General features: G+C 70.7%; 21 protein-coding genes and 1 pseudogene. 10 read left to right on the top strand and 12 right to left on the bottom strand.

The genetic code is table 11. From position 1 onward, the window contains the following. Positions 1-7: 7 nt before the first annotated feature. The 12 genes from ACFVGS_RS22885 to ACFVGS_RS22830 all read right to left on the bottom strand — a co-directional run bounded on the left by ACFVGS_RS22885 (position 8) and on the right by ACFVGS_RS22830 (position 11,149). Positions 8-1,150, bottom strand: coding sequence for a lanthionine synthetase C family protein (locus ACFVGS_RS22885; protein ID WP_385693499.1), 1,143 nt, complete (start codon positions 1,148-1,150; stop codon positions 8-10). Then, positions 1,147-4,179 (bottom strand): lantibiotic dehydratase, encoded by a 3,033-nt coding sequence (locus ACFVGS_RS22880; RefSeq protein ID WP_385693498.1) that lies wholly within the window; start codon positions 4,177-4,179, stop codon positions 1,147-1,149. Before ACFVGS_RS22880 ends, ACFVGS_RS22885 begins: the two co-directional genes overlap by 4 nt. A 79-nt stretch (positions 4,180-4,258) precedes the next feature. Further along, the gene (locus ACFVGS_RS22875) at positions 4,259-4,450 is read right to left on the bottom strand and encodes an FxLD family lanthipeptide (RefSeq protein WP_385693497.1); all 192 of its coding nucleotides are present in this window, start codon (positions 4,448-4,450) and stop codon (positions 4,259-4,261) included. A 76-nt stretch (positions 4,451-4,526) separates the two neighbouring features. Next, the gene (gene fxlM / locus ACFVGS_RS22870; protein WP_385693496.1) at positions 4,527-5,741 is read right to left on the bottom strand and encodes a methyltransferase, FxLD system; all 1,215 of its coding nucleotides are present in this window, start codon (positions 5,739-5,741) and stop codon (positions 4,527-4,529) included. A 211-nt stretch (positions 5,742-5,952) separates the two neighbouring features. Next, positions 5,953-6,156 (bottom strand): DUF5999 family protein, encoded by a 204-nt coding sequence (locus ACFVGS_RS22865; protein WP_385693495.1) that lies wholly within the window; start codon positions 6,154-6,156, stop codon positions 5,953-5,955. Positions 6,157-6,204: 48 nt separating this feature from the next. Next, the gene (locus ACFVGS_RS22860) at positions 6,205-6,603 is read right to left on the bottom strand and encodes a roadblock/LC7 domain-containing protein (RefSeq protein ID WP_385693494.1); all 399 of its coding nucleotides are present in this window, start codon (positions 6,601-6,603) and stop codon (positions 6,205-6,207) included. A gap of 60 nt (positions 6,604-6,663) precedes the next feature. Then, a complete protein-coding gene (locus tag ACFVGS_RS22855) occupies positions 6,664-7,128 on the bottom strand; it encodes a hypothetical protein (RefSeq protein WP_385693493.1) in 465 nt (154 codons plus the stop codon). Between the two features lie 122 nt (positions 7,129-7,250). Then, complete coding sequence (locus tag ACFVGS_RS22850; protein WP_385693492.1) at positions 7,251-7,889, bottom strand: HAD-IA family hydrolase; 639 nt, start codon at positions 7,887-7,889, stop codon at positions 7,251-7,253. Positions 7,890-7,924: 35 nt separating this feature from the next. Then, positions 7,925-9,127 (bottom strand): helix-turn-helix domain-containing protein, encoded by a 1,203-nt coding sequence (locus ACFVGS_RS22845; RefSeq protein ID WP_385693491.1) that lies wholly within the window; start codon positions 9,125-9,127, stop codon positions 7,925-7,927. Positions 9,128-9,233: 106 nt separating this feature from the next. Beyond that, on the bottom strand, positions 9,234-9,668 hold the full coding sequence (locus ACFVGS_RS22840) for an NUDIX domain-containing protein (RefSeq protein ID WP_385693490.1): 435 nt from the start codon (positions 9,666-9,668) through the stop codon (positions 9,234-9,236). A gap of 63 nt (positions 9,669-9,731) precedes the next feature. After that, a complete protein-coding gene (locus ACFVGS_RS22835) occupies positions 9,732-10,295 on the bottom strand; it encodes a DUF397 domain-containing protein (protein ID WP_385693489.1) in 564 nt (187 codons plus the stop codon). Continuing rightward, on the bottom strand, positions 10,292-11,149 hold the full coding sequence (locus ACFVGS_RS22830) for a helix-turn-helix domain-containing protein (RefSeq protein ID WP_385693488.1): 858 nt from the start codon (positions 11,147-11,149) through the stop codon (positions 10,292-10,294). Before ACFVGS_RS22830 ends, ACFVGS_RS22835 begins: the two co-directional genes overlap by 4 nt. 435 nt (positions 11,150-11,584) lie before the next feature. Between ACFVGS_RS22830 and ACFVGS_RS22825 the strand changes: the two genes are divergently transcribed. The 10 genes and pseudogenes from ACFVGS_RS22825 (at position 11,585) to ACFVGS_RS22780 (ending at position 20,785) form a co-directional block, all read left to right on the top strand. Further along, positions 11,585-12,805: a hypothetical protein gene (locus tag ACFVGS_RS22825; protein ID WP_385693487.1), complete on the top strand. Its 1,221-nt coding sequence runs from the start codon at positions 11,585-11,587 to the stop codon at positions 12,803-12,805. Between the two features lie 83 nt (positions 12,806-12,888). Next, complete coding sequence (locus ACFVGS_RS22820; protein ID WP_385693486.1) at positions 12,889-13,800, top strand: aminotransferase class IV; 912 nt, start codon at positions 12,889-12,891, stop codon at positions 13,798-13,800. After that, the gene (locus ACFVGS_RS22815) at positions 13,797-14,468 is read left to right on the top strand and encodes an HAD family hydrolase (RefSeq protein WP_385693485.1); all 672 of its coding nucleotides are present in this window, start codon (positions 13,797-13,799) and stop codon (positions 14,466-14,468) included. Before ACFVGS_RS22820 ends, ACFVGS_RS22815 begins: the two co-directional genes overlap by 4 nt. A gap of 31 nt (positions 14,469-14,499) precedes the next feature. After that, entirely contained in the window at positions 14,500-15,684 is a 1,185-nt protein-coding gene (locus tag ACFVGS_RS22810) for a glycosyltransferase family 4 protein (protein WP_385693484.1), read from the top strand. Then, a complete protein-coding gene (locus tag ACFVGS_RS22805; RefSeq protein ID WP_385693483.1) occupies positions 15,677-16,777 on the top strand; it encodes a hypothetical protein in 1,101 nt (366 codons plus the stop codon). The genes ACFVGS_RS22810 and ACFVGS_RS22805 overlap by 8 nt, the downstream gene beginning before the upstream one ends. Further along, complete coding sequence (locus ACFVGS_RS22800; protein WP_385693482.1) at positions 16,774-17,574, top strand: inositol monophosphatase family protein; 801 nt, start codon at positions 16,774-16,776, stop codon at positions 17,572-17,574. The genes ACFVGS_RS22805 and ACFVGS_RS22800 overlap by 4 nt, the downstream gene beginning before the upstream one ends. Continuing rightward, on the top strand, positions 17,571-18,329 hold the full coding sequence (locus tag ACFVGS_RS22795; protein WP_385693481.1) for a class I SAM-dependent methyltransferase: 759 nt from the start codon (positions 17,571-17,573) through the stop codon (positions 18,327-18,329). Before ACFVGS_RS22800 ends, ACFVGS_RS22795 begins: the two co-directional genes overlap by 4 nt. Continuing rightward, a complete protein-coding gene (locus ACFVGS_RS22790) occupies positions 18,326-19,273 on the top strand; it encodes a phosphotransferase family protein (protein WP_385693480.1) in 948 nt (315 codons plus the stop codon). Before ACFVGS_RS22795 ends, ACFVGS_RS22790 begins: the two co-directional genes overlap by 4 nt. Continuing rightward, positions 19,270-19,821 (top strand): NUDIX domain-containing protein, encoded by a 552-nt coding sequence (locus ACFVGS_RS22785; RefSeq protein WP_385693479.1) that lies wholly within the window; start codon positions 19,270-19,272, stop codon positions 19,819-19,821. The genes ACFVGS_RS22790 and ACFVGS_RS22785 overlap by 4 nt, the downstream gene beginning before the upstream one ends. A 107-nt stretch (positions 19,822-19,928) precedes the next feature. After that, positions 19,929-20,785 (top strand): annotated as a pseudogene (locus ACFVGS_RS22780) (IS5 family transposase). The last annotated feature ends 39 nt before the right edge of the window (positions 20,786-20,824 follow it).

The raw sequence follows: 20,824 nt of genomic DNA, 5'->3' as shown, positions 1-20,824 counted from the left end.
TGCCTCCTCACGTCAGCAGGAGGCAGGCGTCCCACTGCCCCTGGGCGCTGGCGCCGACTTCGGCGTCCTGGAAAGCGAGGACGGCTCCCGCCTTGCCGACCAGGAGGCCGCTCTCATCGGGGGCCGGAGCCAGCGTGAACTGCCCGATGATGACGGTGAACTGGTGGCGGTAGTCGGCCAGGGTATCGGCGTCTTCCGCAACGCGCTGGAGTACCCGCAGGACGCCCCCGAAGCCATGGCAGAGTCCGCGGTCGGCGATCAGGCCGATCTGGCGACGGTCGGCGAGGCAGTGCATCAGGGCGCGCTCGGCCATGCGCTTTCGGTCCGCGTCCCCAAGCACGATGGCCGCGAGCTGTTGCGCACGAGCGATTCCGGGCGTGCCGTAGCACCAGCTGGGGGCTGCGGCGTGTCCCGGAGCGGCGCCGCGGTGGCTGATCCACCGGGGCCACCGAAGCCCGTGGGCATCGGTCTGACAGATCTGGTCGAGCCACCGGCAGATGCGCCGGATGGCTGCTTCGTGTCCGTCTACGGTGACACCCGCCCGCATGGCCAGGGAGAGAAGTGCGAGCGGTCCCGTGATGCCGTGCGCGAGCCCGGCGTTGGCATGGCCGCCCGGTGTAGCGGTCTTGTCGCTGGCCGGAGCGTGGCCGACCCACCAGCCGGGGAGCGGCCCGTTCGCCGCGTCAGCGAGCGGCTCGCTCAGGCGGACCAGGTACTCCAGGACGCCTCTCATCTCAGGGCCGTGGGGTTGTCGCCGCAGCAACAGGGCCCCGATGCCGGTCAGGCCGCGGAGGAGGTCGTACTCCGCGAATGACGGGCGACGGCCGGCGTCGATCCGGGCGTGCGCGCCGGACAGCCGCTGGCGGGTGTGCTCGGCCACGATGCCGTCGAGGGTGTGCAGGGCACCCGCGTACCGGTCGGTGCCGTCGGCTGCGAGGTGCAAGACGAAGGCCATCGCGGGGGCTCCGAGGAACAGGTTCGCCTCCGGGCCGTCGGCCAGGGGTCCGATCCCGGCGAGCGTGCGGTGGACCTCGCGCCATTCCCCGGTGCCCCGCCGGGCCCGCTCGATCTGGAGCAAGGCGGTTCCGAGCGAACCGTGGGCGAGGGACTGGCGGGGGTACGTGTCGGTGGCCGGCAGCGTGGTCGTCACGCCACAGCTCCTTCCGGGCGGTGGATGATGGCGAGGGCTGCTGCCCTGGCCATCCGGCGGCAGGTCGCCTCGGCGGCGTTGTCGATTCCGGCGACGCGGTTGTGGTGCATGTGCAGGAGCGAGGGCAGCACGCTCTCCGGGCTGCTGCCTGCCAGCGCGCGGCGGTAGCGGTGCAGGGCCTCGCCGCGCGCTTCCCAGGCAGCGATCACCGCGTCCCCGCCGTCCAAGGCGGCGAGGCCGTTGTGGCTGGCCGGGTCCGAAAGGCTCAGCGCGAGGGCTTGCAGGTCGTGCGGTACGGCCGTGCCGTCGCTGCGCAGAAGGTGCTGGAGCAGCCAGGTGCAGCCGGCCTCGCGGGAGTCGAGGAAGGTGGTGGCGATGTTCACGAAGGACGCGGCGATGACGGCGGGCCGGACTCCGGCCGGGACCGCCAAGGCCAGCTGCCTGATGGCTGCTGTCGAGTCGGCGACGAAGTAGTCCTCCGCCGCCGCCAGCGCCGGGCCGGTGCCGTAGCGGCCGGTCTCGGGGTGGTCGGTGTCCCACTGCACCCGCTGGATCAGGCCCTCTCGGCGGAGGTCCGCCGCCCAGCTGGCGACGGTTTCCGCCGTGCGGCCGAAGGCTCCGGATTCCGGGAGTCGCAGCCGCAGGCGCAGGTGCGCGTCAGGGTCGGCATAGCGGATGAACCAGGCTTCGGGAGGCGCGTCCCACCCCTCATCCAGGAGGCGGGGCAGGTGTGTCGTCAGCACCTCGGGCAGACGCGCCGTGCTGCCGTAGAGCTTCACGTAGGCCCAGCGCGAGGCTCCGGGTGTTCGGGCCGAGGCTTCGCCGGTGGAGGAGCGGACCACAGGCGCGGGGGTAGGCTTCTGGTCGGAAGCGAGCGTTACGGCGACCTCGTGAGCCCGTCCGATCCAGCCGTAGGCCCCCTCTTCTGGAGCCTCGCGCAGGACCGTCATGTCCTGACGCCGGAGTTCGGCGCGCAGAAGCTCTTGGTGAACCGGCTCGTCAAGGTCGAGGCGCAGTCGCTGGTCGGTGGCGCCGACGAACACCGTGCGCGGTACACCGTAGGTGCAGCGCCAGTTGATGAAACGCTCCAGCCAACCGTCCCCCTCGCCGAGGTCGCGCTGACGCAGATGCCACTGGGCCTCGGCCAGGATGGTGCGGCCCACGCGGACCTCAGGCAGGAAGGGCAGTCGGCCGGCCGCACCCCAGAAGAACGGGATCAGGACAGCCGTGTGCGAGCGGGCCAGCTCGCAGACGAACCGGATCATCGGGTGGGTGCCGCTCGAAAGCTCGACGGCGTTCATCACCGTCGGCTCGATGATGCGCCTGCTGGAGATCGACAGGAGGTAGAGGCGGTTCGAGTCCGCGACGACGCCGAGGTCATCGAGGTCCAGGGTCGCAGCGGGGTTGTGCTCGCCCACGGCCAACAGGTCGGGCGCCACGACGGGCGAGCGGCTCACGTTGTTGACGGGCACCTTTAGCGGCGGCCCGGATACCTGCGCGCGGACGGCACCTTCGGTCAAGGTGGGCAGGGCAGTGTGCACGGCGGCCACGCGGTCAAGGTCTGCTCGTTCGAGCATAGGCAGGAACCGCCCGGTCGTGATGCCGGCCGCGAGGGAGAGCCCGACGGTGGAGAGGGTGAAGCGGCCTGCCTCCAGTGCCTGCTGGGACTCCGACAGCACGGTGAAGACGAACTCCGCGTGTGCGGGGACCTGAGTCGGCGTGCCGACGGAAAGCGCCTCGATGTCCTCCTCGGTGAGCACGATCTCTCGGCGGGAGGTCAGAGCAGCGTTCTGGGCCAGCGCCAGGAGGTACTCGTCGCGCGGCGTCGTCGCGAGGACGGGCCGGGGTAGGACGGTGCCGCGGTAGCTCACGGGGAATCCGAGCCCGGTGTCCGGGTCGGTGAGTTCCCGCACCGGGACGAGCGTGCCCATGCTGTACCGCTCCAGGAACCGGCCGAGGTAGTCACGCCATGCCGGGGACCCGTTCGGATAGGGCGTGATGCGGGCGACGATGTCCAGGGCCCGGCTCGCCTCCTCGGCGACCTGCCGCGGGAGGACGACGTCGCAGTCCGGCCGCAGATTTACGGCCAGGTTGGCCTTGCCGACGCTGGTGAGGCGGTTCATCGCTGCGACCGCCCTTCCCCGGAGGCCGGGTTGCTCATCAGGGTGGGCACGGTCGTGCTGGTGGAGCGTGCGGTGGACGCCGCGCAGTTCCTCCGCTTTCACCTGCAACGCGGGGCCCGAGGCCCCGGAGCGCTGGGCCGAGTCCAACTCGGCCACCAGATGACCAAGGGCGTCGTCGACGGTCATCGGGGCGTGAAGGTTGGTGAGCAGGACCCGGTGGGCAACCAGACTGCGCACCATGTCCTCGATCACGTGCACGGGGGTGCCGGAGTAGTCGGCGTGAAGCTTCGCCACGACCTCGCCGAAGGGAGTGGGCGACTGCGCCGACGAGAGTGCCAGCTCCGAAGCCCGGGTGCGGCGAAGGGTGGTCTCGGTCGGCCCCTGCGCGCCGGGCTGGTGGGCAACCGCGATGTGCCGACCGCGAACGGTGCACGTCGGATCGGTGACGACGTGCAGGTGCCGCAGCACGTCTAGGTCCTGCTCAAGGGAGGTGATCATGGCGTGAAGCCACATCGCATCGGGCCTGGCGAACGTGGTGTGCTCCGTTCCCCAGTTCACCGTGCTGGACTCGCCGAAGCGCAGGGGGGCGGGGCCGGCGAAGGTTCCGAACGGGGTCGCTCGGTACTGCATCCGCAGGAGGTACCGGTTGAGAGAGAGCGCGACTCGGCGGATGCGGGAAGGGCGGACGTCGCCGCCAAGGGTTCGGCGGATCGTGGCGGCCAGCTCCGGCGCGGCGAGCTCGACGGCGCTCGCGCGGGGCTTGTCGCTCCAGACCAGCTCGATCCACTGGCGGCAGTTCTCCGCATCCACGACGGGATCGGCGACGGCGGCCGGGCAGTGCGCCAGCGAAGCTGACAGCGGAAACGCCGATGCTCTAATCATGCTCGCGTCAACGACTCGGTACATGGCCGTTCCTCCTTCGCCGGTGTTGTGCCCGGCGTGGGCGGGCCGACGAGCGGCACGCCCACGCCTCGCGGGGACTGGGTCAGCCGATGCAGGTGCTGTTCGAGCACGCGGACTGGCAGGTGGACCCGCAGCCGTCGCCGGTGTCGTTCAGCAGCGAGCTGGCCACGGGGAGGGCCGAGACGGTCTCGATGCTCAGATCGAAGTCGGACCCGGACTCCGCCGCGAACGGCGTCGCGGTCTGCGGCAGGGCCTTGGTGGTCTGCTGTGCCATGGTTCGTCTCCTCAGTCGGGAGTGATCAGTGGACTGTGCGGACGTGCTGGTGGAACCACCTGGCGACGACGGAGGGTCACGGCCAGGAGATGGTGACCCGCGAGTGCGGCCGGTCGATGATCCGGCCCGCGGGAAGCTGGTCGTCGGGCGTGTCCGCCGGGAAGACCTCGATGTGCGCGCGGTCGCTGCGGTGGCCGTCGTTCCACGCCTGGATCTCCTCGACCAGGCGCTCCGCGACCTTCTGGCCGTTCGGCCCGTGCCCGATGGCGCCCAGCTCGTAGCGGTCCTCCTGGTCGGTGGGCCGCGCACGGCGGTAGGCGAAGCTGTTGCCGTCCACCAGCGTCGGCGTTCCGACGGGGGACGCGACGGCCACGACACCCCGCTCCCTGGCCCCGATCTTGGCCGCCATGAGAGGCAGGTTGTCGAGGTTGGTCGTCAGCCAGAGGTCCAGGTGCTCCATCGACTCCTCGCCGCCGACGGTGACGCCGGACCAGGCCTCCATCCGGGGGGACCGGAGCGCCGCGCGCAGCGCCTCCGTGTCGGGCTCGGGGTGCCCGTCGAGACGAAGCGCGACCTCGGCGCCCTCCTCGTCGTGGAGGACGGCGAGACGCATCCGGTTCTCGCCGACGCCGCGGATCGGAACGAAGCCGCACATTTCGAACCCGTCGCTGACAAGCCGGTCGCCGTCGCGGACGAACGCGACGGTGCGCGTCATGCTGCGCATCCGCAGCGGCACCACGAGTCGGCCGCCCTCCTTGAGCTGCGCGGTCCAAGCCGGCGCGATGTCCGCGGACTGCACGGTGACCACGATGCGGTCGAAGGGGCCGTGCTCGGGTGCGCCGTGCTCGCCATCGCCGGTGACGACCGTGACGTTGCGGTAGCCGGTGGCCTTGAGGAACCGCTCCGCGCGAGCGGTGACATCGGCGTCGATGTCCATGGTGATCACCCGACCGCCATCGCCGGTCATCTCTGCGAGGTAGGCGGCGTTGGGGCCGCCGGACCCGATCTCCAGCACCGTCATCCCCGGCCTGATGTCGGCCTGCTCGATCTGCATCGCCTGAATCCGGGGCGCCGACACGGAGCTGATGTCCACGCCGTTCTCGTCGGTCTTGGTGATCGTGGCGGTCTCGGCCTCGTACGTCTTGGCGACCTCCACTTCCGGGGTGGCCAAATGCCGGGGAACGGCACGGAACGCGGCGACGACACGAGGATCACGGGCGGCCCCGACCTCGATGAGCTTCTGGACCATGGTGTCGCGCAGCTGCTGTTCCGTGGGCGGGACGTCGGTCATGCGGTTCTCCTCTTCGGCGAGCTTGCGCCTGGCGGGGTCGAGCGGGTTGGTAGAGCGGCACGGACCACGAGCCTTCGTGCGTCGGTGACGGGCTGGCCGTCCGCGCCGCGGTGGTTAACCGCCCGACGACTCGACCGGTAACATCCGGGCCGCCGGGCGGTCGCCTATCGGGCGCGCGACAGATGGGCCCGTGCCGAGATCTCGGAGTAGGTCATGCGCCGCGTCCTGCCGGAGCCACGAGCGGCCAGTGCGGCGGGATGATCGTCCCGTCCGGCAGCAGTCCACCGGAGTCGTCGAAGATCAACACCTGGTTGCACAGGAGGCTCCAGCCCTGCTCAGGGTGGTGTGCGATCGGCAGCGCGGCGTCCCTGTCGGGGTCTTCGGCCGTCGGACACGGCGGGGTGTGCCGGCACATGGTGCTGTCCTCTCAGGTGAAGTTGGAAACTGGCCGCCTTTGGCTGCGTCACGACCAGACAGGGGCCGGTGCGGGCAGGCCATGGTCCGCGAGTTCGATCATCCGACCCACGATCTCGCCCAGGTCCGCGTCCTTCGCGCCGACGACGGCGAGCATCGACTGATCGGGAGCGCCCACCAGAATGAGGGTCTGGCCGTACCGGTCCTCGACCACGCTGTGGCCCCACGGGTATCCGCCGGACGTGAGGTCGCCGGCGATGCCGACGCTCCTGCCGCTCACGGAGCCCAGCGCTGCCATCAGCGCCGCCCACTTGTCCGCTTCATCACGGGCGATTCCGGGTGAGGTACCTGTAACGAGGCCCTCAGGGCTGACATGGATGGCGGCCACGGCGCCGGTGGTCTCGGTCACCAGATCGCTGAGAAAGGGCGGCTGCGGGTGGGGCTGCATGGTTGCTCCTTGGCCGGATCGCGGAGTTGAGGAAGGAACGGCTGGACGCCGATGCGTCGGTCACGGGCCGGGGTCGCATCCCGACTTCCGGCGCGGGGCGCCCGCGCCTGTTGCGCGCCGTGTCCCCGGGCGGTGCCCGTTGGGCAGCTGTTCCACCAGGGTCCGCCCGTACAGGGAGTGGCCGGGGGTGTCGAGCGCGCCGGCTACCAGGAACCAGCCCAGCTCACTAACGCCGACCGCCAGGCGCTCCCACCCCTCGGTGCTGTCGGCCACCATCGAACGAGTCCAGGTCACTACGCCCTGCGCGACGCCCTCGCCTAGGGCATCGCGCAGGGCCAGCCAGCCCGCACGGTCTTCCAGCGGCACCTGCCCCCGGTCGGTGAAGACGGCGGACACCACCCACTCGCGGGACTCGGCAAACTGCCGGCAGTGGGTCTCCAGTACGGCGTCCGGGTCTCCACCCGGTGAGGCAATGTAGATCGCAACGGGGACACGGCCCGGCGATCGAAGTGCGTCCGAGGGCATGTCACCACTGTCACAGCAGTGTCGCCCTGAGTGAACCTGCGGTCTGTACGACTTCCGGAGATCGCTGGAGGGGGAAGTCGTATGGTCCGTACGACTTCATGCGCTCCAGCCGCGCGGCAACGTCAGCGGCAGACCGCCGTGTTCGGCTCCGCCGGGTCGAGGTCCAGCAGACTGGCGACCTTGGAGGCGGTTCCGGGCCCGTCGGCGAACACGGTCGTGATGCCGAGCGCCTCAGCAGGTGCCAGGTTCGGCCGGTGGTCGTCCACGAACACGCACTCGGAACCGGCCAGCCCCATCCGGTCCAGCGTCCGCTGGTAGATCTCCGGGGAAGGCTTCGCCACGCCCTCGACCCCGCTGATGACCCGCACGTCGAACAGGTCCCAGACTCCCGTCTTCTCGTAGGGGTTGTACGGGGCGAAGCCGTAGGAGTTGGACAGGAGGGCGACGACGATCCCTGCGGAGCGGGCGCGTCGCGTCAGCTCCATCATCTCGGCCACAGCCCGCACCTCGCCGTGGGCCCGTCCCATCAGGTTGTCGCCGGAGACGCCCATGAGCGCCGCCGTCCGTCGGTTCCACTCGGCCTGCTCCATGCGGCCCAGCTCCAGCTCGACATACAGAGCTCGGCCTGCGGGATCGTCTTCCAGCGTGCGCCGCCAGGTGTCGGCCGGCAGACCCTCGCTGGCGCACCACGCCCGCGAGGACTGCCCGATCGGAGTGGTCATCACGCCCGCGAAGTCGAGTATCAGGCCGCGGTAGGACAACGGGCTCTCCCAGGCTGAGGATTCGGATCGGCGTCTCACCGGATGGTCGGCGAGGTCCCCAGGATCTCAGACAGTTTCCGAATCCGGGCGTTCCCGGCGCGACCGGCCCGCTGGATGATCACCCCTGGGATCGCCTGGTGCTTGGCCCATTCCGGGTGGGCCGAACAGACCTCCAGCAGCGTGTCCAGGGAGGTATCCCACTGGCGCGCGTCGGCCTGCGCGAGCGCGATGTCCAGCTGCATCCTGCTGTGCGCGGCCTGAGTCAGCCCTGAGGGGTCGAACCGCCGGGAGAGGTCGATCGCCTTGCCGGTGTTCCCGAGGGTGACGTTGATGCCCACGGCTTGGGCCCCGGCATAGGACGGCCCGAACTGCATCCCGTTCCCGAAGACGTCTTTACCGAGCCGTGCAGCCACCGCGTGTGCCTGCGAAAGCAGGTCGGCGGAGCGGTCGCCGTCCCCGAGCCGGGACGCCGCGACGGCCGCGAAGGTGATGTTCTTCCCGTACGCGGCCAGGAGCGCGGTGCCTTGCTCGGAGAACCTCGGCTCATTGCGGGCCGCGGCAGCCTCGGCCTCCCGCAATGCCTGCTCGACTCGCGCGTCCCGCAGGAGCACCCGCGCCCGCGCGGACCCCAACATCGACACCCTGACCGGATCGGCCGCCAGCTCCGCGTGCCGGAGAGCATGGCCCACCGAGGCATAGGCCAGATCCCTCGCACCGAGGAAGTTGGCGATCAAGCCCGCCGCGCGGTAGGCATCCGACAATAGGCCGTTGGCAACCGCTTCTTGACCGGTCGGTGCAGCCTGAGCGAACAGGGCTACCGAGCGCAGGAACGGGGCAACCAGCGAGCCGGCCTCGGCGTACGAACCCCGCCAGTAGACCCGCCACATCCGGTCGGCCGCCTCAGTGAGATCTGCTTGTCCGGGCGCCGCTCCCTCTGCGGGATCGGCCACGACGCCCGCAGCGGTGTCGTGGACCGTCCGCGAAAGCTCCCGAAGCATCGAACGATCGTCGCGCCCCATCCCACGCCGTGGAGCCTGCTGTCCGAGGATCACCGACACATCGGAGTGCAGCGCCTCCGCGAGACGCAGCAGCGTCGGTAACGAGACGCTCTTGTCCTGCTCGGCCTTCTGGATGGTGTGCTTCGACAGCCCGGACCGCTCAGCCAGATCAGTCTGAGTCTCCTTGCCCCTGAGCATCTTGATCCGCTCGCCCGTGGTGAAGTCTTGCCACTGACTCACTTGTCTTCCCCTCCGCTGCTTCGTTCTTGGACGGTGCCCGTGCGGCCACTCCGCAGGATGCTGTTCATCGGCAAGTGAACTCTCTTGCCGAAGCGTCTGGTTGGGGTCAGCCAGGGAGGCTTCCCAGCAGGGCGCCCTGGCCGGACTGGAGGATGTGAGCAGCCTCCAACGGAATCCAGAAGCACTCGAAGTGGGTGGGCTCCTGCTCGCCGTCGTGGTCCTCCCGGCTCGCCCATCGCTCCGGGGTGGGCTCGGTGAGCTCCAGGTGGAAGACGTGCCGGTGCTGGATCTCGAACCGGTACGGGCTGATGTCGTACTCGGTTTCGCCGAGCTTGCGCACGATCTTGAAGTCGTTCAGGCCGGTCTCCTCCCGGGCCTCCCGCAGCGCGGCGGCCTCCGGGGTCTCCCCGGGGCGGATGCTGCCGGCGGGGACCTGGATGCCGACCTCCTCGTAGCTGTAGTCGGTGTGCCGGAAGACCAGCAGCCGTCCGTCGCGCACGACGTAGACGAGCACCTTCTCCTTGATGACCTTCTCGGGCATCAGAACAACCTCCACGGTGGTCCGAAGCGATCGTTTGGAGCTTGCGGTACCGGGTTCCAGTCCTCAGGTCCGGCCGATGGGAACGAGATGGTCAGCCGGACGACGGGCGGCGCCTACTGCCTCGTTGCCGCGGTCGAATAGCCCAGCTTTGATGCCCGCGAAGAAGTCGGTGATCTCGGACTGCGCGAAGATGAGGAAGCGTCCGTCGCCGGTGCGCGGGCTGCACAGCACCGTGACCCCGCGAGGCAGGAAGGCCGCGCCGATGCTTTCCGGTCCGCCGAACTGCCATGCAGGAAGCGCAAGTTGTGCCGTCACCCACTCCGTGCGGAGGGAGTTCTTGCCGATCGCAGTCACCGGATCGTCATCGAGGTGAAGCGGCCTTTTGAAGAGGTTGGCAGAGACTGCGCCCGCGAATTGCCCGAAGCCTGTGTCGGACATGATCAGGGGAGGCTGATCGGGGTTGACGGAATCACGCACAGCGGTGATTGCGCGAGGCAACAGGGCGACCTCGGCGCAGTTCGACCCGCCGGTGCTGGCGGACCGCCATTCAGCCTGGGCGAGCTGTCGGGCGAGCCATTCGGGTTCGGCGTCGATCTGCCGGACGTTGCCGCCGACGTGCAGGGTCATGCGTATTCCTCAGCGAGTTGATCTAGGAAAATCAGGGAGTCCTCGACGGAGAGGGCATCGTCCACCATGCGCTCGCTCACGCGCTTGTACTCGGCGACGACATCGGCCTCATGGATTTGGAGAGCCGCCCGCCGGCCTTCGATGGTGATGCTGGTACGGCCCGTCGGGAACGTCATCAGCATGAACGGCCCGTCTATCCCCGCATGCGCGCCGGCGGCGAACGGGATCACCAGGATCGTGATGCCGGAAACGCTCCTCGCCAGGTCGGCGAGGTGCGCGGCCTGCCGGTGCACACCGGCCCGACCGCCGATCTCCTGCCGGAGCTGGCCTTCGGTGAGGACGGAGGTGATCGCGGGCGGGGGCTGCCGGGAGAGGACCCGTTCGCGCAGCTCGGCGCGCACGTTGACGAACTTCTCGACGTCGTCCGCGGTGCTCCAGGCAAGGTCTGCCTCGATGATCGCCCGCTCGGTGAGCGGGTGCTGGAGCAGGCCGTGGGGTGCGGTCGGCGACCAGAGGAAGGCCGCTCTGGCGAGTTCGATGTCGGTGGCGTAACTGCCGAAGGGGTCGTCGGCGTCGCCGGGGAAGCGTTCATGCCAGTCGTCGCTGTTGGCACTCACCACCAGTTCCCGCCAGAACTCCTGGGCGACCGGTTCGGTGACTCCGAGGACTGCGAGGAAGTGGGGGAGCTGTTGGAGGGTGATCTTCTGGTGGCCGGACTCGATCTTGTGGGCCGTGCTCGCCGAGCCGTACCCGAGCTGCTTGGCCAGCGTCTCCAGGGACCATCCGAGCTCAACGCGGCGATGGCGCACCTCGGCGCCCAGCCTCCGGCGTCGAGGGTTGGGCTCTCCAGGCATCGTCACCTCCCAAGCGGTCGGATTGATCGTAGTGGCTTGGCCGGGCCGCGCCCATACAACTTGGCGTACAGGAAAAGTTTTCCAATCGAGAACCCTTGCCAGTGCCCTGCCTGCCGGTCATCATCTTGCGTGCGGTCAGTGTCCGTTGGGACACGGAACGCAATGGCCGGTAGTGCGCCTCCTCTTTGGCATGCCCTCGGCCTGGCTGCTGAGTCTCGGTAACTCACCTGCACCGCAGGCTGGTTGGCCGCGACGATCCAGCGCCGGGCGTCCTCCTCAACTCTCCGCCGAGGCGCACCACCAGCTCGTGAGTCCCGTGATCTAGCTGCACCTCCTCTGTCCGTGGCGCGGCGCCTGCCCGCTGCGGTTCTGGGCTTGATCGCGGAACCGGCTGGGCGCCTTCGCGGCGCGGACATCGACAGCAGGGAGAGCACCATGCACTTCCCGTACGAGGCACAGGAACTCTCGCCCACCCTGGCGACGCGGTGGGAGCGGTACGTCAGCCGGCGTGACCGGCCCCGCGACCTGGAAGAGGGTCTGTGGCGGCGTACCCAGGACCCGCGGAACGCCGGCGAGTCGGGCTGGACCGGCCCGGAGGACGGCCGCCGCCGCATCCTGCACTACCGCTACCGCTACGACACCAAGCGGGTTGGCGGCGGGACGGTGCTGACCGTCCCCGAGCTGTACGTCTTCCACAGTGCCTCGTACCCGGAGGCGGAGCTGGCGCACCACTTCGACCGGGTCCGCAAGGCGCTCGCGGACGGCGGCTGGCAGCCGGGGGAGCGGGGCCGGTGGCGGCGCGGAGACCTGGAATGCGCGGTGGTGCCGCACCGCGTGCACCCGCAGGACGAACTCGCCGGGCGCACCCTCCCGGCCGGGTACGAGAGCCTGGACGTCACGATCACCTCCGCCGGGCACATGCCCGCGCTCCACGACCAGAACATGCCGTGGAAGGTGATGGCGGCCGGCATGCGGATCAAGGAGAAGCGGGGCAACCCGACGCTGATCCCTGACCTGTCCCGGATCGCGGACTTCCTCCCGTTCCAGGTCGAGGTGGGGTGCGGCATGTCGGTGGAGGCCGGGGTGCCGCCGCTGCACCGGCTGCACGAGGTCTACCGGGTGACCGACATGAGCGACCACCGGTTCGTGCTGTCGCCCGGAGAGGACACCTTCCTGCCGGAGATCCTCGGGGCGCCGGAGTCGAAGATGCCGGAGCTGACCGAGATGACCCGGGCATGCCTCCAGGCAGAGCCGACCATCGGGCACCGGACCCTGCGCGGCCTGGCCGACGCCGGGCACCTGGTGGGCCCGGTGATCACCAACAACTTCGACGGCCTGATGGCGCGGGCGGGACTGGACGAGCACTACGTCCGCCGCTACCACGAGCAGATCCCCGACGTCCCCTTCCTCCCGGGGGCGAAGTCGCTGCTGGTGATCGGCAGCCACGCCGACCGCCGCCGGGTGCAGGCCCGGGCCCGCGAGCGCGGCCTGACGGTGTTCTTCCTGGACCGTGAGGGCTTCGAGGAGGGATCGGTGTTCCGCCCCTATCTGGTCGAGGGCGCGCGGGACGAGGACTTCATGTGCCGCCGTGAGGCGACCCCCGCGCTGCTCGAACTCGCCGCCCACCTGGACGTCAAGGTGCCGGCCGCGGCCTGACACCCCTCCCCGTGCGATGCCGGGTGGCCGACTCGGCCGGTCGGTCACCCGGCACCGCCCCCGAACCGGAAGAGAGAAGGACGATGAGCAACGTCCCCGAGCTGATCTGGCACAACGGGAAGGTGCGGCCGTGGGAAGAAGCCACGGTCCACGTCACCGCCGAGACCGCGATGCGGGCGGTGAACGTCTTCGAGGGCCTGCGCGGCTACCGGCAGCCGGACGGCCGTCTCGCCGTCGTCCGGCTGGACGCGCACCTGGAGCGCCTGGAGACCTCCGCCGCCCTGATGCACATCCCCCACCCCGGCCTCGCCGCCGAACTGCGCGACGGTATGACGCAGTTGCTGGCCGCACTCGCCCCGCAGAGCGACGTGTACGTGCGCCCGTCGGTGTATGTGGACACCGGCCGCTACACCGCGGACCGCACCGAGATGACCACCGGCACGATCGTCACCTGCTTCCCCGCCCCCGCCCGGCCGGTTGAGCCGATGCGGTGCATCATCAGCAGCCGGCAGCGGATCGCGGACGACGCGCTGCCGACCGCCGCGAAGACCGGCGCCGCGTACTCCGGTTTCCGCCTGGCCCGTCTGGAGGCGCTGGAGAAGGGCGCGGACGAGGCGATCCTGCTCAACCAGCACGGCAACGTCGCCGAGACCGGCGGCGCCGCCGTGTTCACCGTGCGACACGGCCGGATCACCACGCCGCCGCTCACGGACGGCATCCTGCCCAGCATCACCCGCGCCACCGTGCTGGCGCTGGCGGAGCGGCTCGGTATCCCGGCCGCCGAGCAGTCCCTGACCCCCGGCGACCTGCACGGCGCCGACGAGGTCTTCGTCACCGGCACGCTGGACGAGGTCCGCATCGTCGGCCACATCGACGGCCACCGCCCCCGCCACGGTGACCACCCCATCGGCAGCGCGCTGCGCGAGGAGTACCTGGCGATGTGCACCGGCACCCGGCCCGCGCTCGACGCCTCCTTCCTGGAGGTGCTCGCGTGACGACCCCGAAGGCCGTGCTGTTCGACATCGGGATGACCTTCATCCACCCGAGCGGACAGGTGATGAGCGAGGAACTCGCCGCCGTCGGCGCACCCGGCGTCGGCGCGAAGACCGCCGAAGCCGCGCTCGCCACCGCCGCCGAGGCCCACCACCTCGACTTCCCGCAGGGACTGAGCCGACCGGAGAAGGTCGGCGCCGTGTGGGGGCAGCTGCTGGGCGTCGGAGCGGAGACGGGCCGCCGCGCCTGGCGGCGCTGCACCGACCGCACCGACCTGTACCGCGACCTCGACCCGGACGCGGTCGCGGTACTCCGCGAGATCTGCGGGCGGGGCCTGGCGGTGGCGGCGGTCTCCAACTCGGACGGCACCCTCACGGAGGAACTCGCCCGCTTCGGCCTGCTCGACTTCTTCAACGTGGTCGTGGACTCGACCCTCACCGGCGTCGAGAAGCCGGAGCCCGGGATCTTCGCCTCCGCCCTCGGTCAGCTCGGCTGCGCGCCCGCGGACGCGCTGTTCGTCGGGGACGGCCTGATCAACGACATCTTCGGCGCGCTGCGGGCCGGCATCACCTCCACCGTCCTCTACGACCGTCACCACGTGTACCGCGAACTGCCCGTCCCGGTGATCACCGCCCTGCCCGAGCTCCTGGACCACCTGCCCGTCGCCTGACCAACTTCCGCAACGAAGGAGGAGGTACAGCATGCACGTCGGCCTGGTCAGCACCACCTACCGCCCGCGCCGCGGCGGCATGGAGACCCACGTCACCACCCTCGCCGAACACCTCACCACAGCCGGCCACGAGGTGACCGTCCTCACCAACCGCGACTCGCCGGACCAGCCCGCCGCCACCTGGGAGAACGGGGTGCGGGTACTGCGCGGCGGCGCGCTGCTCCAGCCGCCGGACCCCAACGCGGTGCCGTGGGAGCGCGGCCTGTTCGCCACCCTGGACGACTTCGCCCCGCTCGTCGACGCACCGCCGGACGTCATCCACACCCACACCCAGGCCGCGCTGCTGCTGACGCACATGTCCGGCCTCGCCGCGACGGCGCCCGTCGTCGCCTCCTTCCACGAGACCCGGCCCGAGACGGAGCCGGGCGGCTGGCCGCGCTCCCGCTTCGTCGCCCGGACCTGCATGCCCACGCTGGTCCTCGCCGGCAGCCGGGCCTTCGCCCGGCAGGCCGAGGGCTTCGGCTACCCGGCCGAGCACATCCGCACCGTCCACCTCGGCGTGCGCCACCGGCCGCGCGTCCACGACCGCCGGGTGGCCCGGCACTTCCTCGCGCAGGCCGCGGGCGTGCCCACCGACGGTCTGCTGATCGCCCTAACCGGCCGCTACACCCCCCGCAAGGCCCAGCACCGGCTGCTGGATGCCTTCGAGCTGATGGCCACCCGCGCCGACTGCCGGGTGGTCCTGCTCGGCTCCACCAACGGCTCCGACTCCGCCTACCTCCGGTACGTCGCCGAACGCGCCGGCCGGTACGGCGACCGGGTCACGCTCCTGACCGACCAGTCCGACGAGGTACGCGACCTGCTCGCCGAGGCCGCCGACCTGGTCACCCAGCCCAGTACCGCCGAAGGGCTCGGGCTGGCCGTCATCGAGTTCATGCAGCACGGCGCCCCGGCCGTCGTCAGCGACATCGACGGCCTCAACGAGGTGGTCACCCCCGACACCGGCCGCCTGGTCGACACCGCCGACCCCGCCGCCTACGCCGCCGCGCTGGACGAACTCGCCGCCCTGCCCACCTTGCGGGCCCACACCGGCCGGGCCGCCGCCGACCGCGCCACCCGCAACTTCGGCATGACCCACTGCGTCGCCAACACCGGCGCCGTCTACATCGAGGCGATCAACGCCGCCCGCCCGGCCGTCGGAGCGGCCCGTGTCTGAGCAGCGGCTGCCCACCCTCGGAGTCTGGGGCCCCACCCCGCGCGACAAGAGCGGCGTCGCCGGGTACATCACCCAGTCCCTGCCGCACCTCGCCCCGCACTTCACCACCCGCCGGATCGCCGGCCCCGCCTTCGACCCGGCCGCCTTCGACCACGTCCTCTACCACCTGGGCAACAACACCCTCCACCACGGCGCCTTCCGCGCGCTGGCCGCCCGGCCCGGCACGGTCCTGCTGCACGAGTACAACAACCTGGACTACTACTACGAGGCGTGGGACCAGCTGCCCGCCGCCGAGCAGCAGGCCGTCCTGACCCGGATCTCCACCGCGGTCGGCACCCGCCTGGACACCCGGGAGGCCATGGAGCGGTACTTCGCCGACCACCCGCACGTCGACCGCTACAGCCTCAACGCCCACATCGAAGACCTGGCGATCGAAGCGGCCACCCGCGTCCTGGTCCACTCCCCGCTGCTGGCCGAGCACCTCGCCGACCGCCACCCGGCCGCCGACATCCGCCACCTGCCCTTCCCCGTTCACCCGCTCACCCCCGTGCCCGGCACCCGGGCCCGCCACGGCCTGCCCGAGCAGGCGTTCGTCTTCGCCACCTTCGGATTCCTCGGCGCCTACAAGCGCATCCCCGTCATCCTCGACGCCTGGCGGAACTGGACCGACCGCCCCGCGAACGCCCTGCTCCTGCTCGCCGGGGAGGCCCGCGACGGCCTCACCGTCCCGGACGACCCCACCGTCCGCCACACCGGATACCTCACCGACGCCGAGTTCGACGCCCTGCTGCTCGCCGCGGACTGCGGCATCCAGCTGCGCGGCCCCTGGCTTGGCGAGACCTCCGGACCGGCCAGCGCCCTGATCGCCCACCGGCGCCCGACGATCCTCAGCGACCTCCCCGGCATGCACCCGCGCCGCCCCGAGGAGATCCACCTGACCGTCGGCCAGGGTGATCGCGAGAGCGCCGACCTGATCGACGCGATGCGCACCCAGTACCACCGGACCCCCACCCCCGCCGCCTACGACCCCGCGTTCTCCTGGAAGGCGTGGGGCGAGCACATCACCGCCGCGCTGACAGGAGTCCCACGGTGACGCTCCTGGGCGGTGCCGCGTACTGGTCGCGCAGTCTGGTCGCCGCCGTGGACCAGGCCGCCGCCCGTCTGCTGAGCACGTGGCCGGGCTCCAGCCTGGCCGGCCCGGAAGACGTGCGCCGCAAGGAGGACGGCACGCTCGTCTCCGCCGCCGACACCGACGCCGAACAGATCCTCGTCAAGGCGATCACCCACCTCGACCCCACCGGAGTGATCGTCACGGAGGAGGACCCCGCCACCCACCAGGCCAACACGAACCACCGAGTGCTGACCTGGTACATCGACCCCCTCGACGGCACCCGCCAGTACCTCCACGGCTCCACCGACTTCGCCGTCCTCATCAGCGCCTGGCGCGCTCAGGTGCCGGAGTTCTCCATCGCCTCCTTCCCCGCCGCGGGCGTCCTCGCCGTCGCCGACCGCGACCAGGCGACGTTCCGGCCCCTCCCGCGACCGCCCGACCAGAGCCCCGTCCACGCCTGCTACTTCGAGCCAGCCGCACTGCGCGAGCGCCTGCCCGCCGGGAACCCGCTGCTGGTCGACGCCTTCGAGTCCACCCGGGCCCTCACCGAAGTGGCCCGGGGCACCGCCGCCGGAGCCGTCGCCGAGATGTGCGGCCACCGGGCCTGGGACATCGCCGCCCTGTGCCACCTCCTCATCGCCACCGGCCGCCACATCACCGACGAGCACGGCCGCCCGGTCCGCTTCGACGGCCCCGACGTCACCGCGCGCTACCTCGTCGCCGCCGACACCCGAGACCTGCACTCCCTCCTGCTGAACACCCTGGAGTCCACGCCGTGAACGACACCGCCCTCGTAACCGCCCCTGACGACTGGGCCGACCGCTTCTTCGACCCCGGCTTCGAGGAGACCTTCCGCGCCCTCGGTAAGTACGACAGCACCCAGGCCGACCTCGACGCCCTCTGCGCGAAGGAGTTCATGGCCCCCGGCACCCGGGTCCTCGACGTCCCCTGCGGCTTCGGCCGGCACACCGGCCCCCTCACCGCCCGCGGACTCCACGTCACCGGCATCGACGCCTCGCCCCACCAGATCGCCCGCGCCCGCGCCCTCCACCCCGGCGCCGACTTCCACCAGGCCGACATGCGCAACCCGCCGCCCGGGGAGTTCGACGTCGTCCTCAACCTGTGGACCAGCTTCGGCTACCTCGACACCGACGCCGACGACCTCGCCGCCCTCACCGCCTGGGCTGCCGCCCTCAAGCCCGGCGGCCACCTCGTCATGGAGCTGACCACCCGCGAGCGCGCCGAGCACGAGAACCGGCACGGCACGGAACCCATCAGCACCAAAACCGTTACGCAGGGCGGAGTCACCGAGAGCGCCTGGTACGACTGGGAGGCCAAGTACGCCCACGTCACCTACACCCGGCCCGGCTGGTCCGCGACCTGCCGCACCCGCATGTACTCCCGACCCGAACTCGAAGACGTCCTGCACCAGGCCGGATTCGCCGTCGTCTCCTTCGCCGGGGACTTCACCGGCGGCCCCGTCCGGGCCGAGAACCGCACCGTCGTCACCGCCATCACCCGGAGCACGCCGTGATCACCCGCCGAGACGCCAGCAGCATCACCGCCGACGCCGAGAACGCCCTCCTCGAATCCCGCGGACTCACCCCCGCCGACCTGATCGCCGCCGGCACCGAGGCCCGCGTCTACGCCCTCGGCCACGACCAGGTCCTCAAGGTCTACGCCGACCCCGACCAGCTCGGTGCACTGGAGGCCATCGCCGACCTCTACCGGCGCTTCGCCCGCAACAGCGTCCCCTTCGCCCTGCCCGAGATCCAGGCCATCGAACAGCACGGGCCCCTGCTCGCCGTCACTGAGACCCGCCTGTCCGGCACCCCGATGGGCGACGCCCTCGACCTCACCGACCCGGCCACCGAACACACCTACCTGGCTGCCGTCCGCGACTTCGGCGGCCTGCGCCTGACCACCCCGCTCGACCGGCGCATGCTCCTCGACCCCGACCCGGCCCACCGGGGCGAGCCCTGGAACGCCTTCCTCCTCCGCCTCCTCGCCCAGAAGCTCCCGAAGGTCCTCCCCAACCTGCGCCGCGACGTCCCGGCCGTCGACCACATCACCGACCGGCTCACCGCGCGGCTCGCCCGCCCCTACACCGGCCCCGAAGGCGTAATCCACGGCGACCTCTACCCGGACAACATCCTCGTCGCCAGCGACAAGGTCTCCGCCGTCATCGACTTCGGCACCTTCACCCTGCTGGGAGACCCGCTCTACGACCTCGCCGGTGCCTGTGCCTACTACCGGATGTACGACGAAGACCGCGTCGACGTCCGAAACCGCCTGCTGGCCGCCGCCGCCCAGGACCTCCCCGCCGACCGGCGGAACGACCTCACCGACTACCTGCACACGATCGCCCTGCTCAGCTGCGACCTCTACCCCGAGCAGGACAAGGACATCCGCGACACCGGCCACTACCAGTGGGCCGCCGACGTCCTCAACACCCCCACCGACTGGAGGGGCCAGTGACCAGTTTCCTTCCCGAACCCGATCCGGAGGCCGGCAGCTGGCTCCCGCCGGAGGAGTTCATCGCCACCCTTCCCCGCGCGACTGCGTACGCCTCCCTCTACATCACTGACCAGCACGGACAGCCGGTGCTGCTCAACTCCTCCGTCTACAAGCCGGACAAGGGCCAGATCTGGCAGTTCCCCGGCGGCCAGATGGACCCTGACGAGACCCCTCGTCAGACGGCGGTCCGCGAGACCCAGCAGGAGACCGCCCTCACGCTGGAGTGTGGCCGACTGCTGGCCGTCCACTTCCTGCCGCCCGAACCGACGTGGCCGGCGGCGAAGTTCGGCCTGATCTTCGACGGCGGCACGCTCAGCCCCGAACAGCTCGCAGCGATCCACCTGGACCCTGCCGAACACAGCGAGTGGGACGCCCGACCCGTCGAGGACTGGACGGACGTCCTCAACCCCCGGAGCATGGACCGCCTGCGCCAGGTGGCCGCCGCGCGGAACTCCGGTCTCACGGCGTACATCGAGCACGGAAGAAGTGACTTCGTCGACTACATCTGATCGGACGCCCCAAACAGCCAGGCGGGCAGCACTCGATTGAGTGCTGCCCGCCTGGCCGACGCACGCCTAGGGCGTGTCTCTTTGGTGTGCTGAGTGGTTGATCGGATATGTCTGTCCGTTTGGTGATCAGTGATGCAATGTGGGAGCGGATCGAGCCGCTGATGCCGGCCGATCCGGTCCGTGGCCGTCGGTGGGCCGATCATCGCCGCACGCTTGAGCTATCGCGTGGAAGTTCAGGACTGGTACACCGTGGCGGGACCTGCCAGCTGAGCTCGGGTCCTTCCAGACCGCGCACAAGCGGTTGCTGCGGTGGGCGGTGGACGGCACATGGCGGCGGATCTTCGCGGCTGTGCTTGCCGGTGCGGCTGCCGCGGGCGAGATCGGCTGGACCGTGTCGGTTGATTCCACCGTGTGCCGGGCCCACCAGCATGCGGCGGGTGCTCGCAAAGGAGTTGGGCGGTCGTGGTGAGCCGGCTGATCACGCGCTCGGGCGTTCACGTGGCGGGTTGAGCACGAAGGTGCACTTGGCCAGTGATGCCAGCGCCCGGCCGCTCGCGTTGGTGGTGACGGGAGGACAGGCGGGTGACGCCCCGGCGTTCACCGCCGTCATGGCCGCGCTCCGGGTTCCCCGCACCGGTGGGGGCAGCCCCGCACCCGGCCCGAAACGGTGATCGCCGATCGCGCGTACTCGGCCCGCGCGATTCGCTCCCACCTGCGGGAGCGGCACATCCGGGCGGTCATCCCGCAGCCGGTGGACCAGGTCCGCCAACGGCTGCGGCGCGGCTCACGCGGAGGGCGCCCACCAGGGTTCGACCCCGTGACCTACCGGGAGCGGAACGCGGTCGAGCGGTGCATCGCCCGGCTGAAGCAGTGGCGCGGCCTGGCGATGAGGACGGACAAGCTCGCCCTCGTCTACCAGGCCGCACTCCACCTCGCCGGCATCCTCATCTGGGCCCGCCGCTGACATGAGCGCATGTGCCCCTGCCGGTCGTCGGGCGTTCTG

Origin of the sequence: Streptomyces sp. NPDC127114 (assembly GCF_042677525.1) — a bacterium.
In the GTDB taxonomy this organism is placed as follows: Bacteria; Actinomycetota; Actinomycetes; order Streptomycetales; family Streptomycetaceae; genus Streptomyces.
The sequence above is the reverse complement of the archived record's forward strand: the minus strand, read 5'-3'. Positions and strand labels throughout refer to the sequence as shown.

What these genes read in the sequence shown, in the direction of transcription:
- ACFVGS_RS22855 (WP_385693493.1), bottom strand. Translation starts at nt 7,128, where the DNA reads ATGCCCTCGGACGCACTTCGATCGCCGGGCCGTGTCCCCGTTGCGATC.
- ACFVGS_RS22835 (WP_385693489.1), bottom strand. Translation starts at nt 10,295, where the DNA reads ATGACCCTGCACGTCGGCGGCAACGTCCGGCAGATCGACGCCGAACCC.
- fxlM (WP_385693496.1), bottom strand. Translation starts at nt 5,741, where the DNA reads ATGACCGACGTCCCGCCCACGGAACAGCAGCTGCGCGACACCATGGTC.
- ACFVGS_RS22860 (WP_385693494.1), bottom strand. Translation starts at nt 6,603, where the DNA reads ATGCAGCCCCACCCGCAGCCGCCCTTTCTCAGCGATCTGGTGACCGAG.
- ACFVGS_RS22865 (WP_385693495.1), bottom strand. Translation starts at nt 6,156, where the DNA reads ATGTGCCGGCACACCCCGCCGTGTCCGACGGCCGAAGACCCCGACAGG.
- ACFVGS_RS22820 (WP_385693486.1), top strand. Translation starts at nt 12,889, where the DNA reads ATGAGCAACGTCCCCGAGCTGATCTGGCACAACGGGAAGGTGCGGCCG.
- ACFVGS_RS22840 (WP_385693490.1), bottom strand. Translation starts at nt 9,668, where the DNA reads ATGCCCGAGAAGGTCATCAAGGAGAAGGTGCTCGTCTACGTCGTGCGC.
- ACFVGS_RS22875 (WP_385693497.1), bottom strand. Translation starts at nt 4,450, where the DNA reads ATGGCACAGCAGACCACCAAGGCCCTGCCGCAGACCGCGACGCCGTTC.
- ACFVGS_RS22810 (WP_385693484.1), top strand. Translation starts at nt 14,500, where the DNA reads ATGCACGTCGGCCTGGTCAGCACCACCTACCGCCCGCGCCGCGGCGGC.
- ACFVGS_RS22830 (WP_385693488.1), bottom strand. Translation starts at nt 11,149, where the DNA reads ATGCCTGGAGAGCCCAACCCTCGACGCCGGAGGCTGGGCGCCGAGGTG.
- ACFVGS_RS22825 (WP_385693487.1), top strand. Translation starts at nt 11,585, where the DNA reads ATGCACTTCCCGTACGAGGCACAGGAACTCTCGCCCACCCTGGCGACG.
- ACFVGS_RS22880 (WP_385693498.1), bottom strand. Translation starts at nt 4,179, where the DNA reads ATGTACCGAGTCGTTGACGCGAGCATGATTAGAGCATCGGCGTTTCCG.